Below are 15,398 nucleotides of genomic sequence, written 5' to 3' on the forward strand. Positions count from 1 at the left end.
AGCCGGTGGCCGTTCATCTATGCGGGCACGATCCGGATGCCGGAGCAAACCCCCGGATCAGGTCGAACCCGTACACCACTTCTCAGGACGCAACCGTCCCGAACCGCAGTGCCGATTTGAGTACCCCGCCTCGCTGAACCGCCGCACGGGCCAGTCGAGCGGATGCCCGCGATGCGCTCGCCGACGCACCGTTGCCGTCAGAGTGTGCCCCAAGCCCGGCAAATCCCTGCAGGATGTGCACCCTGCCACCGTTGGCGAGCTTGTCGAAGTGATCGGCGAGCCGAACCTGACCGCGAAGGAGCTGAGGCCGAGCTCCGCCAAAATGTGCCGGTGGGCCTGTTCGAAGCCTGGCTGTCCGGGACGCTGGGACGCACGCCCGATCAGCGATCCCGCCGCGGCGGCACCGGCAAACGCTGCCCGGTGTGCCACCCGCCGCGCAAAAGCCGCACCCAGCCGTGATCACGGCCCGAGCCTTCTCACCGCGTCACGTCGCCGCCAGCCCCCGCCGACCCGATCGGCGCGGACGGGCCACGTGTGGGTCTCCACCAGCGCCGCTTGTGTTGCTCTCGCCAGCTGCGTAGCCGGTTGTTCACCGAGATTGTGTACGGATGGTGGAGGCCGAAGGTCGCCCGGTAGCCGGCGAGGGAACGCTCCAGCACGCTGATGGCGGCCGATCTGTCGCCTTGAGACCAGTGCAGGAGGGCGAGGTTGGTCTGGCCTGTGAGGGCCGCCGGGTGCGCCCAGCCCAACAGCCGTTGACGAACGCTGACGGTGTCCTTCAGCAACCCAACGGCACTCACAGCCTCTGGGCTACCTGCAGCGCGCCGTGACCCTTCAAGAACCAGCCGGTTGTCCTGGTAGGGGAAGTCCTCTTGCAGCACGGCGAAAGCCTCCTTGCGAAGAGGACCGTAGATGCAGACCAGGGCGAGCTCACGTCGGGCAATGAGCGTCGAGGGATGAGCCCGGCCCAACTTCCGTTCGCTGGTGCCCGCTAGCCGCCGCCAGTAGGGGACCGCCGCACCTTTCATGTTGCGCCCGGCCCAGCGCAGGATGTAGTGGCCGTCGACCTGCCACAGCAGATCCCCTGAGCATCCGTCGAGGCTGTCGATATTGGTCAGCAGCGCGGCCCTCGTCTCATGATCACTCCAAGGGACCTCGTCGCACAGTTCCGTCAACGCATCAGCAGCGGTCTTCACCACCTCTGGTACTGCGGCATCAGGGGTGCACTCGCGCACGGCGCGTGCCGTCAGGGCATGCAGCCGCACGGCCCGGGAGCCGGCCTGCGCGTGATCGGTGAGCAGGCTATAGCGGTGCAGGAGCCGCAGTGCTGCCCGGGCCTGGGCGGGACCGATTGCCGTGGGAGCACCGTCCGTGGGCGTGGTGCGCTGGGTGCTGAGGTAGCGGATGGCCGCGTCGCTGTCCCACAGGGAACGGGGATGGCCGGCCGGGTCCAGGACCGCGGCCAGACGCATGACCGGAACGGCCAGGCCGACGGGCTCGCTTGCCTGCGCGACATCCAACGAGAGCAGGAGAGCCGCGGCCACCTGCCGTCCGTATCCCTCGGTGTCCGCCGCGCGCGGCAACAGATCGTCCAGGCGCGCGGCACTGTCGTTGAAGCGGTGCAGATACTCCGCACATGCAACGTCCTCGTTGACCATGAAGGCGGCGGCGTGCGACAGCGCCAGCGGCAGGAAGCCCAACGTCTCGGTCAGTACGGCGGCCTGTGCGTCCAGGAGATGATTCGCATGGGCCGAGCTGAGCCGCTCGTGCAGATAGGCCTCGGCTTCCTCGGCGCTGTAGGTGTCGATGTCCACCACGGCCCGGCCGCCGCCGGACAGCATTGCGTCATGGCGGCGGGTCGTTGCCACGACGCGGCCGCACCCGAACACGGAGGATGGCGGCCACCACCCCTGCATCGCTTCCGGGTCGGTGAGGTCGTCGAGAACGATCAGCCATGAGCGCCGGGTGGTCGCCAGCCACTGAAGGAACAGTCCGGCGTCGGACTCGGCACTCTTGCCGAGGAGACGATCGGAAGCCGCCTCCACAGCGTGTGCGGCGTGCGCATAGCGGGCGATGACCTGCTCGATGTCACTGGCGTCGACCCACACCACCAGGTCGACGCCGTCCACCAATGCCTGATGGGTGTAGGCGGCGGCGAGTTGGGTCTTGCCCACGCCCCCGCCGCCGGACAGAACCTGGGCCAGTACCACCGTGGCATGGCCGTCCCTGGCACGATCGATCCGATCCCGCACGGCAGACCGCGACTGGAACGCGGACGCCAGCACCGGCACCGAACCCAACCGGATCGGCCAGTCCAACGGCCTGCTCGGTGGCGGAGCGGCCAGCAGCACCTGGCTGACATGGCCGCTGATGGCCACCGCATGGGCGCCCAAGGCGACCGCGTCACCCGACCGTTCCACCCGCACGGCCCCGCCACCCGCCGAGGCCTGACGCCCCGAACTCCGGTAGCCGCTCAGCGCATCGCCACCATCCACGGCAGTGGCATCACCGCTCTCACTGACACTGACAGACGGCACTGCTGTGCTCGTGCCCTCCCGGGCAGCCGACGAACGCCCCTTCCAAAACCGTTTCATCGGCCCTCCCGCCGTCCACCCGCGGCCACGGCAGCCTTAGCCGGTGTAGTCGATGCCGGTGCCGGCATTGCTTCCCTGCCCGCGGGCGACCGCTTCCCCGCTCTGCTCAACACGAGCCGCTCCGCTGCCGCCGGCACCACGGCGGCGAATGCCGGTATGGGCCCTCCCGCCCCCGCTCGCCTCGGCCCGCCCCGTGCGCACGGCGCTGTCCCGTGCCTCGACGGCTGGCTGGATCCAGGCCCACACCAAAGCGCCCACACCCGTGGCGGCCTGCACCGAGGCCCCCACCAACTGCCCCGTATCCGGCCCGTCGAACAGCCAGAAAACCGGGGTCGAAACGATCACCAACACGGCAGCAACCGTCACCGCGGCTCTCCGCCCACCCGACATGCTCTGTCTCTCCTCTCACAGCGTCGCCGCTGTCCAGCACCAGCCAACCGGCACGCACGAAGTAGGGACGGTTCATGCGATCACGGCAGTTCCCGTGTGCCCCGACCAACTGGATGTCCTCACGGCACGACGGCGGCCCGGGACCGGAACGGCCAGCGCATGGTGACGTCCTGTCACTCAAGATCCCCGGCCCACGACAGCCCGTGCGGGACCGTCGAGCATCGCTGCGCTTCCGTACGGCACCACTCATGCTGGCGTGCCGTTTCCTGGAGTACGGATGATCTTTATGTGCCACCGGTCTCATCACCGGCATGGTCGTCCAGTTCCACCCGCCCGTTGTCGCGGCGTCCTGAAAGTGAGAGCAGTCTTTCGAGGGTTGCCTGTGCGTTGCTCACTTCGGGAGCGGAATGCATTGCAAGTTACTCACTAGCAGCATGGGCGGGCTGCGTCGCCTGATGTCGCGGCCTGCGGATTTCTGAGATGTGCTCACTATGAGTGTTGGTTGTTCAGGTTTTGGGGGCTGCCGGTAGTAGTGGTCGAGCCAGCGTTGGTGTTGGGAGTGCGGAGGGCGGGATGTGGGGAGGGTGTAGGCGCGTGGGGTATTTCGGCTGCCTGGGAGCGGCCCGTTTGTCAGGGTGGGGGAGTGGCTGACGAGTTTCGGTTCGTGGCGTTGCGGGCGTTCGCGCGGCCGCCGCGACTATTGGTGGTAGTGCCGTCCGTCGAGGCGGAGTGGGTGCGCTGGGCAGCGGCGGGTCTGGGCGCGCTGAGCCAGGTCTGGGGCGGCTGCGCCGGGGCGGTCGTTCCTGCCTCGGTGGTTGATCATCCTGTTCTGGCAGATGTGATGCGACGGATGCAGCCCGACCATGTGCTTGCGTATGCGCCGTCCGGCGCCACCGTCGATGCGATCCGTCCGGGTGCAGTGGACCGTGTGGTTGGCGATGTGGAAGGTGAAGCCAGACGCCAAGCCGAAGCGTTTGTGCGCGCGGAGCCGTGGAACCACGGCGTGGTGCCGGACGCGGAACAGGCTGCAGCCAGTCTGCGAGAACGTTTGGGCGTTAACGCCGTCCGGGAGACGACGCAGGAGACGCATCTGTTCGACGACCCCACGAAGGTGGGGCTGAGCGCGTTGACTGATGTAGCCACCCGGCCGGTCCTGGGAGTGCCGCTCTCGCTTGTGTCGTCGCCGAGCGCCTTGGCCTACTCGGCGCGTGTAGGCGTGGACCTCGAAGCGGAGGCCACCGATTCCCGCGTCCCGGATGAGGCAGGCTGGCAAGCGGGTGTCGCCGAGCGGGCTGACACCGCCGTGCTGGACTGGCTGTATCCCTCGTCGCCGCAGGACACGCTCGCCATGCTTGACCCGGGGGCGGCCAGGTGCACGAGACTGGAGCGTGACCGCTTTCAGGCTGAGCCTGTTGTGGTGCTGGGGGACAGGCCGGAGGATTTCGCGTTGGCGCAGTTGGCCAGTCGGGTCCACGGCCCGTGCATGTGGCTGCCGTGGCCGGACCCGAACGCGATGACGATCACCGGTCGTTTCCCGCGCTGGAGAGGGACAGGCCTGGTCCGGGTCACCAGTGCTTCGATGTCCTTGGAGGACGTCAAGGCACGGATGCGCACGATGTGGGACCGAAGGCCGCGTGCTTTCGTCGACGGTAGGGAAGTGGACGACAAGGCATTCGAATGCGTGCCGGTGAACGGGCTGCGTACCAGTGGACAGAGTCTCTACGTCCACGACCAGGCATGGGATCTCCCGCGTTCGCTGCCAGCTACGGTCCTTGCGGACGGCTCGCTGGAGGCCGCTTTGGGTCTTCCCGCAGAGATCCCGCCGGGGCTGGATGCCGCCCGGGACAAGTGGCAGGTCCTGCTGATGGCTACAGATCACCCACTGCCGCCGCACCGTGTCCTGACCGGCGACGCGTTGTACGCGAGGCGCAGCAACTTCTGGGAGACCTTCGTGCGGGCCGCGGACGGGGGTATCACCTACTCCTCGCACCGCTTCGACTTCGTACCCAAAGGCGCCTCTCTGGCGGGCACTTTGGCCTCACCGCGGTTGCGATGGCCGAGCCTGTCGGCCGTCCTGGCGATGGCAGCCGCACCATGCCCTGTGCAGTCCAGCCCCGCGGGCAAACGGACTGCGGTGGCTCAACGCCTTCTCGGCTCCCGCACGGCTCTCGAGGATCTTGCCCACGGCCCGGGCTGGGACCTGCTGAAGACGTTCCTGCCCGGGCAGCAGGACCCAAGCCAGCCCGAGGACGCCTGGTGGGCCTTGAAGACCTCGGTAGTGATGTCCTTCCGCGCACTGGCTGCCACACCCGCAGTGTCGGAATGGGGCGCATCGCAGCGGCGTGACCAGGTCGACGTGTGGACCGCGCAAGGGGTCCTGCGCAGAGGGCTGGCCCTGAGCTGTCAGGAGTGCCCAGCCTTCGAGTTCTATCCACTGGAGGAAGTTGCACAGCGCTACCGCTGCCGCCGATGCGGCGCCGACAACGAACTCGTCCAAGCACGTTGGAAGACCGATACCGACGAACCTGAGTGGCTCTACGAACTGCACCCCGCCGTTGCCGAACTCATCGACAACAACGCTGATGTACCCCTCCTGGCCACACGCTACCTGCGCCAACAAGCAAGAGGCACGCACCCTTTGGTGGGAGCGGAGTTCGAGGTCCTGCGCGACGGCAAGCCGTTCGTTGAGATCGACTTCGCCCTGGCCAACGCCGACGAGATCTGGCTGGGCGAAGCGAAGAAGACCTCCGCCCTGGGCGACGGTCACCGTGACATCAAGAAGGAGCTGTGCAAACTCATCGATGGCTGTAAGGCAATCGCTGCCAACCGGCTCATCCTCGCCACCGCTGCTCCGGCATGGAACACCGCCACCATAACGGTGGCCAGACGCGAACTGCACGGTCTGCGTACGGCAGGCAAGTACGCCCCGGACATCTATCTGATCACCGCCGTGGGTTCCTCCACGCCAGCCATTGAGTTTCTCAGCCCGGTCCGCAGCTGAAGTATCAATCAAGGTCATCCCAACTCCACGGTGAAGCAGGACTGCCGTCAGGTTCACGCCCGAATCGGAACTGTTCAGGGGATACGAGCCGTGCTTGCCGGCCGGGGGAGTGAAAGGCACAGAAGGCCGAGGCTGCGCAGACCACTGCCGACGGCGTTCCTCCGGTCGAGATACGGGACTCACCGTTGTGCCCGCGATCAGGGACACCGTGGCCCAACGCTGTGGTGGTGGCGTGGACCAACGGGGCTCTGTCGGGGGAGCCCTGATGGGCCAGCCCGTTTGCGGCAGCCGCTCCTCGTATCGCAAGTGCGGCGCTTGGACCTCGCTGCATCGCTGCCGTGTTCAGATCCACCAGGTTTCGTCGGGGCCGGTGATGTGATCGACGCGTAGCCGGTGGCTGGTTGCCCCTGATGCGGTGAGCTGGCTAATCAGCTTGTCGTATCGGGTTGCCAATGCTTCGTAGACGTCGGTTGCCGGGAGGGGGGCACCGCCGGCGGCGTGTTCCAGCACGCGCCAGTTGCCGAGGAACTCCAGGGTCATGTCGACCAGGGCTCGGCCGGCATGAGCGGACGTCACGTCTGCGGGACCGGCGAACTGTCCGCGGTGGAATGCCAGGTTCCGTGTGACGTAGAGCCAGTGGAGGGTCGCTTCGTAGACCTCCTGCTGATGCTGCACGTACTGAGCGAACGCGGAGGGATCGGCCAGGCGCATTCGCCACAGATTCAGCCGCGTAGCACTGTGACCGCCGGTGAACGCACTGAGTGAATCGACAGCGTCCCGGGCCGCGCGCAGCTGGGCAGAGTCGTTGGCGCGGGGTGGTGTCAGTATCTGCAGCCAACAGCCGATGTCGAGGAGGTAGGCCTCCTGCTGTGGCGGAGTGGGGACATGCTGGCGCAGGGCGTCTTCCCAGGCCTTCACGTTCTCCTTGGCTGCCAGGCGGGCAGCCTCCTCCCGGGCTAGTACCGCTGCGGCCTGCGTGGCCAGTTGCCGATGTTTTTCAGCAGCAGCCAGGGCCGACGGAGATACGGACTCACTGCTGTCGCGGACGGCGTGCTCATGCAGTTTCAGTTGCCCACGGGCCGCCTCGACTTTGATCTGATGCTGGCTGAGGCGCGCCCGGGCGCCCATGACCAGCAGGGGATGCAGGGAGATGATCTGCTGGCGGAGAGTCTGCAGCGCGCAGGCCTTCGCTAGAAGGCCCGCCTGTTTGGGTTTGAGTCCCGTGGACTCCAGGGCGCTCCAGCACAGAGCGGCGCTTGTCATCGGGGCGTCGACGCGGCGCGCGAGGCTCACCGCGCGCATGGCGGGCAGCAGCTCATGTGGCTGATGCTTCGTGAGCGGGTGGACCTGCTTGGCCGTCGGTGTGGTGGAAGTTCCCCGTTGGGACTTGCCGTTCGCGGTGCGGATCATCCAGGGCTCCGCGATGCGCAACTCGACCAGACGCTCTCCTGCCGCGTACTGGTCGAGGGCCTGGCTGAGCTCGCGGCGCCCCAGGACGACGGCGCTGAGGATGTCGGCTGCGGTGACAGGGAACTGGACGATCAGCGCGTGGCTGCGTAGCGGTCCCACCCAGTGTGCGAAGTCCGTCACCGTCTGCGGTGCGCCGCTGTCCCCGACGGGCTGATGGTCGACAAACCCCCATTGGCGACTGCCTGGAAGCAGATCTTCCAAGTTCATCAGCTTCCTGGCTCCCTGGACAAGGAGCGTGAGGACTCGTCGCTGGGGAGCCGGCCAGAGCACGTCCATGATCTGCTGGACACGCACGGAGCCTCGTGTGAGCAACGACCGCAGGTCGATGGCCAGACGTTCCTCGTCACGTCCCTGCAGGGCGAGCAGCACTGCCAGTTCGCCATACATCGTGTCCTGCAGCATGGGATCGGCCGGCGGTTGCGCCCACAGCCGCACGACCCAGTCCTGTACTGCCGTGACCAGGGAAGGGAAAAGAGCGTCGAGCCCTGCCGCCAGCTGTCCGGCCGAGGGCAGAGGCGGAAAAGGGCGCCGGTTGGCCAGAAGACGAGTGGTCAGGTCTGCATCGGCAGCCGTCAGCAGCGTCTCAGCCTGCTGGAACAGGGTGTGCCCGCCGCCGTGCTGGAATGCCCCCTCGGCCTGTCTCAGACAGGCTAGAGCCGACTGGATCACGCGCTGCAGCAGGTCGGGTTGCGGCTGGCCGTCCGCAGCGTTGCCCGCGAGACCGGCACGTGCCCTGGTCAGTGCCAGCAGGGCACTGTTCGAGGCTGAGGCGTGTTCCCCTGCCAGTGCCTTGGGATCAAGGGCTTGCAATACCCGTCCCAGCAAGCCGCATTGAGCCTCAGTCAACTGTGATGTGTCGAAGGCATGCAGGAGCATGGGCTCGGTATGGCGCACTGCTGCACCCTACTGCCGAACCGGATCAGTGGCGCGGTTCGATCTCCTTCGTGAGCTGGCGTCAGCCAACCGGACACTGGCGTTGCTCACGGCGCAGGTCGCTGTCCGTCTTCAGACGTGTGGCTGTCGACTCCGACGACGCGGACGAACACGACGAGATCACCGGCCGCATCGGAAGCCACGTCTGGACCCGGGCCAACATCGCCATGGCCCTCGAGCGCGGCATCCGCCTGAAGGTCGGCATCATCCACCTGCGCGAGGGACAGCGTGTCGAGCAGGCGCGCGCCGAGATGCGGGCTCTTGGGGTGGACCGGGTCCACATCGACCGGGTGCGCGAGGTGGGCAACGCGGCGCGCACGGCGGCGATCCCGTCCACGGCACAGCTGTGCGGAGGGTGCGCGGACGGGAAGGCGGCGATCCTGCCGGACGGCACGGTCGCTCCGTGCGTGCTGGGCCGGTTCCTGCCCGCCGGGAACGTGAAGGCGGCCGGGCTCGCTGCTGTGCTGGGCGGCCAGCGGTGGGTGCAGATCGCTGCGAGCATCCCGCGCCGGAACCGCGCCGGCTGCACACCGGACGAGGATTCGTGCATGCCCTCGCCCGGCATGGTCACGGCCTGCAACCCTGATCAGGACGGCGAGGACTGTTCCCCGGCCGAGACTCCGGCCTGTGAACCCTCCTACGACTAGACGGAGGCACCGCTATGGATTGGCAGACGCACGCGCGGCGCCTGGCGTCGGACGTGGTCAGGCCCGAATCACGCTGGTACGGGCCGCTTGCCCTCACGCCACGGCATGTGTTCGTGCCCCGCTGGTGGGAGCACGGCGCTCAGGCGTGGGAGTTGCACGACGGCCCGGCCGACCCCGGGGCATGGTGACCCGTATCGGCCCGGTGCACGCCGACCGGGCCGAGCTCGGCGCCACCGCCGGGAGCGGCAGCCCCACGTCGTCGTCCACCCTGCCGGGCCTGGTGGTGACCATGTACCGGCACGCGATGATCGATGACGACTCCCGGGTACTGGTGACGACCGGCACCGGCTACGGCACCGCCCTGTTGTGCCGGCGCCTGGGCGACGAACGGGTGACGAGCGTGGACATCGACCCCTACCTGGTCACGACGGCCCGCGGGCGGCTCGACTCCATCGGGCTGCACCCGCGTACGGCCGTCGTCGACATCACCGGCTCCCTGCCGGGGGAGTACGACCGGATCGTGTCCACCGTGTCTGTGCGGCCCGTCCCCGTATCGTGGCTGACCGCGTTGCGGCCCGGCGGACGGCTGGTGACCACCCTTGCCGGGACGGGGCTGATCGTCACCGCCGACAAGACCGAGGACGGGGGCGCCACTGGCCGTATCGCCCCCGACCCGGCCGGGTTCATGCGCACTCGGCACGGCGACGACTACGACCGGCACACGGACGAACTGTGGGAGAAAGCCAAGGACGCCGAGGGAGAGGACGTCACCACCAGCCGGTACCCGCTGCTGTACGTACCGGACTCGTGGGAGGTGATGTCGATGCTCGCCCTCGCCGTGCCCGGCATCGACCACTGGCTATGTAGGTGACTACCGGAGCCGTTTCGATGTGACTGTGGGAGTCACCTTCTGACCGAGTTCGCGATGTCAGTTTGTTTTGACGCCACGTGAGGGCTTGCGGTGGGAGCGTGAGGTGTGCTTTTGCCGCTGGGGGGCCTCATGGGTAACTCGCAGTCGAAGGTCGAGTTGTACGCGGGGATCCGCCGCGATCACCGGTTGGGCTTGTCGCTGCGGGCGCTTCAGCGCACGCACAATGTGACTTGGAGGACGGTCCGGCGCGCCCTGGACGGCCAGTGGCCCGAGCCGCGGAAGAGGCAGCGGCGCAAGGAGTCCCGGCTCGACCCGTACAAGCCGTTGATCGACGGAATGCTGCTGGCTGACCTGGATGCTCCGCCGAAGCAGCGGCACACCGCCCAGCGGATCTATGACCGCCTGGTCGAGGGCCATGGGGCCGACGCCATCTCGTATTCCATGGTTCGGGTCTATGTGAAGGACCGCCGCAAGGAGATACGCAGGCAGGCCGGGGTGGGCCCGGACACGATGTTCGTACCGCAAACGCATCTGCCGGGGGCGGAGGCCGAGGTCGACTTCGGCGACGTGCACGTCATGCTCGCGGGCAAGTTGACCAAGGTCTATCTGTTCTCGATGAGGCTGTCCTACTCCGGCAAGGCGGTGCACCGTGTGTTCGCCTCCTGTGGCCAGGAGGCGTTCTTCGAAGGCCACGTGCACGCGTTCCGGGCGCTGGGCGGCATACCCCGCGGCCGGATCCGCTACGACAACCTGCGAGCCGCGGTCGAACGGGTCCTGGGCCTGTCCAGGGCCAGGGTGGAGAACGACCGCTGGACGGCGTTCCGCTCGCACTGGGGCGTCGATGCCTTCTACTGCCGTCCCGGCATCGAGGGCGCCCACGAGAAGGGCGGCGTCGAGGGCCAGATCGGCTACTACCGCCGCAACCACTTCGTCCCCGTCCCCGAGGTCGCCTCGCTGACCGAGCTGAACGCCATGGTCGACCAGTGGGACGTGGAGGACGAAGGCCGACGTCTGCGGTCGAAGACCCGCACCATCGGGGAGCACTTCGCCCAGGAACAGCCGCTGCTGCGGCCACTGCCCCGCGAGGTGTTCGAGACCGGACGCTGGTTCACTCCGCGGGTCAACCGCTTCGGCCAGGTCACCGTCCGCTGCAACTCCTGCTCGGTGCCGGTCCGCTTCATCGGCCGCCAGCTGCGGGTGCTGCTGCACGCCAACGACTTGGTCGTCTACGACGGCCGCGCCGTGGTTGCCCACCACGAACGGCTCAGCGGCAGGGGCGAATCCCGCCTGGTCCTGGACCACTACCTGGAAGCACTCCTGCGCAAGCCAGGCGCATTCCCTGGAGCGACCGCCCTCGAACAGGCCAAAGCCGCAGGGAAGTTCACCCCCGTCCACGAAGCCTGGTGGACCGCAGCCCGCGCCGCCCACGGCGAGGCGGCCGGCACCCGGGCCCTGATCGAGGTGCTGCTGCTGGGCCGCCACATGGAACACGAACACGTCGTCGCCGGACTCGCCGCCGCCCACCGGGCCGGCGCCCTGACCGCGGACGCGGTCGCACTGGAGGCCCGCAAATCCGCCGAGGGCGAGACCTTCACCGAGCCCGTGAAGCCCACCCCGGCCCGCCCCGTCCAGCCGCAGGAGGAGACCAGCGGCACGGTCACCTTCCTGTCCGACTGGAAGCTGTCCCATCTCCCGCCCGACAACCGGCCGCTGCCGTCGGTGGCCCACTACGACCAGCTCCTGCAACGGCACGGCCGCACGGCCGACGAGAAAGAGGGATCATGACACGCAAGCGCGGACTGACCGAAGAAGCCGCCACCGCCTCGATCGACCAGGCATGCCGCATGCTCAGGCTGCCGTCGATCCGCCAGCAGTTCGCCGACCTCGCCGAAGGCGCCGCCCGCGACCAGATGTCATACCGGGCCTTCCTCGCCGAACTGCTGATGACCGAGTGCGACGACCGGGCCCGCCGACGCTCCGAACGCCGGATCAAGGCCGCCTCCTTCCCCAGGGACAAGAGCCTGCGGGCATTCGACTTCGAGGCCAACCCCAGCATCGACCCGGCCACCGTCAACACCCTTGCCACCTGCGAATGGGTCAAGAAGGGCGAGCCGCTCTGCCTGATCGGAGACTCCGGCACCGGCAAGTCCCACCTCCTGATCGCCCTGGGCACCGAGGCGGCGATGCACGGCTTCCGCGTCCGCTACGTGCTGGCCACCAAGCTCGTCAACGAACTGGTCGAGGCCGCCGACGAGAAGATGCTGTCGAAGACGATCGCCCGCTACGGCCGTGTCGATCTTTTATGCATTGATGAACTCGGCTATATGGAACTTGACCGCAGGGGTGCTGAACTGCTGTTTCAGGTTCTAACGGAGCGTGAGGAAAAGAACAGCGTCGCCATCGCTTCGAACGAGAGTTTCAGTGGCTGGACGAAGACCTTCACCGACCCACGGCTCTGCGCGGCCATCGTCGACCGCCTGACCTTCAACGGCGCCATCATCCAGACCGGCACCGAGTCCTACCGCCTCGCCCACACCAAAGCCCTGGCCGGGCAGACCGCAGCCGGCTGAACGGCACCGCATGGCCGACCCCGGAGCCAACGGGGTCGGCAGCATGGCGAGATCAGCCGTCGACTTCCCGCGCCACGCGCTCCAGTCGGCTCCGGTAGTCCTCCCACCACGCCTGATCCCCTGGCGGTAAGTTGTCCTTGCCTTGCAGACATCCGACGGATCCGTCGATGAGCTCTCGCACGATATCGGCGTGACCAGCATGCCGCTGAGTATCGGAGATCACGCGCACCACGATGTGGTGCAGCGTCACCTCTCGGCGTTCCTCCGGCCACCACGGGACGTGACCGACCGCGTCAAGCGGCAGTGTCGGTGGCCATGTGGGATTCCCCGCAGGCGGCCAGATGATGGGGAGTCAGGTGGCCGCGAATGTCACTTACGGTGATTGCTGTGAGTAGGCCTTGTCGGGTCGTGTTCCGCTTGGGTGCGTAGGAGGAGGGCGATCCAGCTGCGGTAGGGACGCCAGACGTCGGCGATTCGGGCGAGTTTCTGGGGGGCGGCGGCGGTGACCGGGTCGAGCTGGTACTGGGTGGTGATTGCCTGGTGCAGGCGGGCTTCGTTGGCGGGGAAGACATCGGGGTGTCCGACGCCGCGGACGAGGATGAGTTCGGCGGAGAAGGGGCCGATGCCGGGGAGCTGCTGGAGGTCGTGCAGGGCCTGTTGGGTGTCGTGGGCGCGGAGGGTTGCGGCATCGAGGTGGCCGTCGAGGGCCGCCTGGGCGATGGCGTGGAGGCGTTCGACCTTGACGTCGGTAAGGCCCGGGATGTGGTCGAGGGTGCGCAGGACGCCCGGCGTGGGGAAAGCGTGGAGCTGTCGGCCGGCGACGTTGACGGCTTTACCGTGGTCGTGGGCGATCCGGGCTTTGATGGCGGCGGCCTGGGTCATGCGGATGCGGTTGCCGATGATGGTCCACGCGGCGGCTTCGTAGGGGCTGTGGAACAGGACGGGGCGCAGGCCCGGGTACTGGGCCTGGAGGGCGGCGACAACGGGGTCGCGCTGGCCGACAGCGGGGAAGTCGGTGCCGTCGACGTCCAGGGAGAGGATGCGGGCGATCTGCGCCCGTGCGGCCTGGTTGGTGGGAGCTTGGTGGCCGGGTGCAGGGTGGAGGGTGATGTCGGCGTGGACGGTGGGCGGATGATGATCCGCCGCCTCGTTCGAGCGCAAGGCGCAGCCAATGACGGTGTGGTGGTCGTCGGCGGGGAAGGCCAGGCGCAGGATCCCGTCGGATGCGTCGTTGTAGGCGGCTGGGGTGAAGCCCTCCAGGAACCGGGTGGACGCGGTCAGTGAGTAGGGGCCCTTGGGGGTGAGGGAGACGGCGGACATGGGTCAGGCCTGGTAGGCGGTCAGGACGTAGCCCTCGGGGCCAACGAAGGTGAACATCTGTCCGAACGGGTTGTCCATGACGGGGGTGAGGACCTCGACATCGGCCGCGGTGAGCTGTGCGTGCAGGGCAGCGGCATCCGTGGTGGTCAGCCAGATCGCGACACCGAGGCCGGGGCGTCCGGTGTCCAGGTCGGTTCCGGGAAGCGGCTCGCGCACGGCGATCTGGCAGGGCTTGGTGTCGAACACGACGGCTCCGGGCGGGCCGACGGGCAGGCGGCGCAGGCCGAGGTGCTTCTCGCAGAACAGAGCGGCGGCTTCCAGGTCACGGACCTGGAGAGCGATGAAGTCGGGGCCGTCGACGGTGGCGGTCATGCTGTCCTCCTCGAATCTCTGGGACCCCCCCCGGGGAGCAAAATATGGGCACCCCGGATCGCCCGCGATCGCACCCGCGCATTCGGCCCAAGACTCCAGGCCCGGAAGGCCCGGCAAGGGCGCCCCCCGACCGGCGACACTCAAGGGGGCCCGACGCAGAGGTCGCCGAGCCTTGCACTCGCCTCTCGGTCCGGGCTCCCTCGCGCCACCACTACAGAACGTCACCCAGCCAACTGGCCGTACGTGGGGAAATCCAGGTGGCCGCTGTCAGGCAGCGTCGCGATCGTGCTGTTGGAGTGCTCCCACGCTTGGCGATACAGCCCAACGATCTCTTCCCGTGATTCATCTGCAGTGGCCCACATATCCGAGTTGAGCTCTGACTCCTCGGTATGCCACCAGGCCGGCGGCTCCCCGTCGAAGAACGGCCGCCCGAACGTGTCGCCGAAATACCCCAGCTCCACGCTGGCGACATGCTTGACCAGTCCCAGCAGGTTCGTGCCCGTGGGAGTCAGCGGACGGCGGATGTCGTACTCCGATAGGCCATCGAGCTTCCACACCAGGGCGTCACGCGCCTCTTGCAAGTACCGGAGAAGGTCCGCTTTCGGGTTCGGTTCGATCATGCCGGGCAGTCTCCCACCCGGCACTGACAGCCGGGAGTGACATCAAAAGTCACTGACATTGATCTTGCCCGCAGCTGCGAAACGACTCCCCAAGTCACCTCGAAATGACTCCCGTTGAAAGTGACACAGCCAGACCACCGCACCGCCACCGCCGGCGACACGCGCACCGTATGGATGCTGCACCGTGAGGGATCGTGGGCCCGCGCGAGCGCAGAGGGGTTCCTGGACTCGCCCACGGTGCACCAGGGCGGCCCGCGTCGTCTGTGGGATGAACTCGAACGCATCCGCCACCGCCTCAACCGCGAGGGCGGCTTGCCGGTCTACGGGGCGCACGTACTGATCGACCCGGACGGCACGCTCACCCTCTCCCGGGGGTCGTGGACCGTAACAGTCGACTGACCGGCCGCCGGTAGAGGAGCCCCCGCCACGCCTGGCCACGGCAGCCGGGCAGGAGGGGGCTCCACTCCAGCGGACGTGACCCACTGACTGAACGGCACCGGGTTGAGGGTGCGGAAACCTGGCTGCATCGGCGCCGGGAGGGAGCTCTGAGGCGCTGACGGCTGCCACGGTGATGCCCACTCCCGGTAGCCGCCAGTCTGGGGGGAGGGGC

Annotated in this window: 11 protein-coding genes and 2 pseudogenes; 6 read left to right on the top strand and 7 right to left on the bottom strand. The window is 67.8% G+C overall.

What is annotated here, in order from left to right; translation table 11 throughout:
• Positions 1–476 precede the first annotated feature (476 nt).
• Both ACIP6U_RS47340 and ACIP6U_RS47345 read right to left on the bottom strand, forming a co-directional pair.
• Positions 477–2,594 (bottom strand): tetratricopeptide repeat protein, encoded by a 2,118-nt coding sequence (locus ACIP6U_RS47340; RefSeq protein WP_401729591.1) that lies wholly within the window; start codon positions 2,592–2,594, stop codon positions 477–479.
• A 36-nt stretch (positions 2,595–2,630) separates the two neighbouring features.
• Positions 2,631–2,945 (bottom strand): hypothetical protein, encoded by a 315-nt coding sequence (locus tag ACIP6U_RS47345; RefSeq protein WP_401729593.1) that lies wholly within the window; start codon positions 2,943–2,945, stop codon positions 2,631–2,633.
• Positions 2,946–3,627: 682 nt separating this feature from the next.
• On the opposite strand from ACIP6U_RS47345, the gene ACIP6U_RS47350 reads away from it, so the two are divergent.
• Positions 3,628–5,985, top strand: coding sequence for a hypothetical protein (locus ACIP6U_RS47350; RefSeq protein ID WP_401729595.1), 2,358 nt, complete (start codon positions 3,628–3,630; stop codon positions 5,983–5,985).
• Between the two features lie 342 nt (positions 5,986–6,327).
• Here ACIP6U_RS47350 and ACIP6U_RS47355 read toward each other — a convergent pair whose 3' ends face one another.
• Positions 6,328–8,349, bottom strand: a complete 2,022-nt coding sequence (locus tag ACIP6U_RS47355; protein ID WP_401729597.1) for a hypothetical protein — start codon at positions 8,347–8,349, stop codon at positions 6,328–6,330.
• Positions 8,350–8,468: 119 nt separating this feature from the next.
• On the opposite strand from ACIP6U_RS47355, the gene ACIP6U_RS47360 reads away from it, so the two are divergent.
• The 4 genes from ACIP6U_RS47360 (at position 8,469) to istB (ending at position 12,476) form a co-directional block, all read left to right on the top strand.
• Positions 8,469–9,035, top strand: coding sequence for an SPASM domain-containing protein (locus ACIP6U_RS47360; protein WP_401729600.1), 567 nt, complete (start codon positions 8,469–8,471; stop codon positions 9,033–9,035).
• A gap of 181 nt (positions 9,036–9,216) precedes the next feature.
• A complete protein-coding gene (locus ACIP6U_RS47365) occupies positions 9,217–9,906 on the top strand; it encodes a hypothetical protein (RefSeq protein ID WP_401729602.1) in 690 nt (229 codons plus the stop codon).
• A 129-nt stretch (positions 9,907–10,035) separates the two neighbouring features.
• Positions 10,036–11,691: an IS21 family transposase gene (istA, locus tag ACIP6U_RS47370; RefSeq protein ID WP_401729604.1), complete on the top strand. Its 1,656-nt coding sequence runs from the start codon at positions 10,036–10,038 to the stop codon at positions 11,689–11,691.
• The gene (gene istB, locus ACIP6U_RS47375) at positions 11,688–12,476 is read left to right on the top strand and encodes an IS21-like element helper ATPase IstB (RefSeq protein WP_401729606.1); all 789 of its coding nucleotides are present in this window, start codon (positions 11,688–11,690) and stop codon (positions 12,474–12,476) included. Before istA ends, istB begins: the two co-directional genes overlap by 4 nt.
• A gap of 52 nt (positions 12,477–12,528) precedes the next feature.
• Here the strand turns inward: istB and ACIP6U_RS47380 are convergent.
• From ACIP6U_RS47380 to ACIP6U_RS47395, 4 genes and pseudogenes are all read right to left on the bottom strand, one after another.
• Positions 12,529–12,780 (bottom strand): annotated as a pseudogene (locus tag ACIP6U_RS47380) (DUF664 domain-containing protein); the annotation flags it as partial.
• A 65-nt stretch (positions 12,781–12,845) separates the two neighbouring features.
• Positions 12,846–13,796, bottom strand: a complete 951-nt coding sequence (locus ACIP6U_RS47385) for a DNA-3-methyladenine glycosylase family protein (protein ID WP_401729608.1) — start codon at positions 13,794–13,796, stop codon at positions 12,846–12,848.
• Positions 13,797–13,799: 3 nt separating this feature from the next.
• Entirely contained in the window at positions 13,800–14,168 is a 369-nt protein-coding gene (locus tag ACIP6U_RS47390; RefSeq protein ID WP_401729610.1) for a VOC family protein, read from the bottom strand.
• A 269-nt stretch (positions 14,169–14,437) separates the two neighbouring features.
• Positions 14,438–14,788: pseudogene (locus ACIP6U_RS47395) on the bottom strand (DinB family protein); the annotation flags it as partial.
• 120 nt (positions 14,789–14,908) lie between these two features.
• On the opposite strand from ACIP6U_RS47395, the gene ACIP6U_RS47400 reads away from it, so the two are divergent.
• Positions 14,909–15,187 carry a hypothetical protein gene (locus ACIP6U_RS47400; protein ID WP_401729612.1) on the top strand — a complete coding sequence of 93 codons (279 nt, stop codon included), beginning with the start codon at positions 14,909–14,911 and terminating at the stop codon, positions 15,185–15,187.
• Positions 15,188–15,398 lie beyond the last annotated feature (211 nt).

The organism is Streptomyces sp. NPDC088794 (assembly GCF_044750545.1).
Lineage (GTDB): Bacteria > Actinomycetota > Actinomycetes > Streptomycetales > Streptomycetaceae > Streptomyces.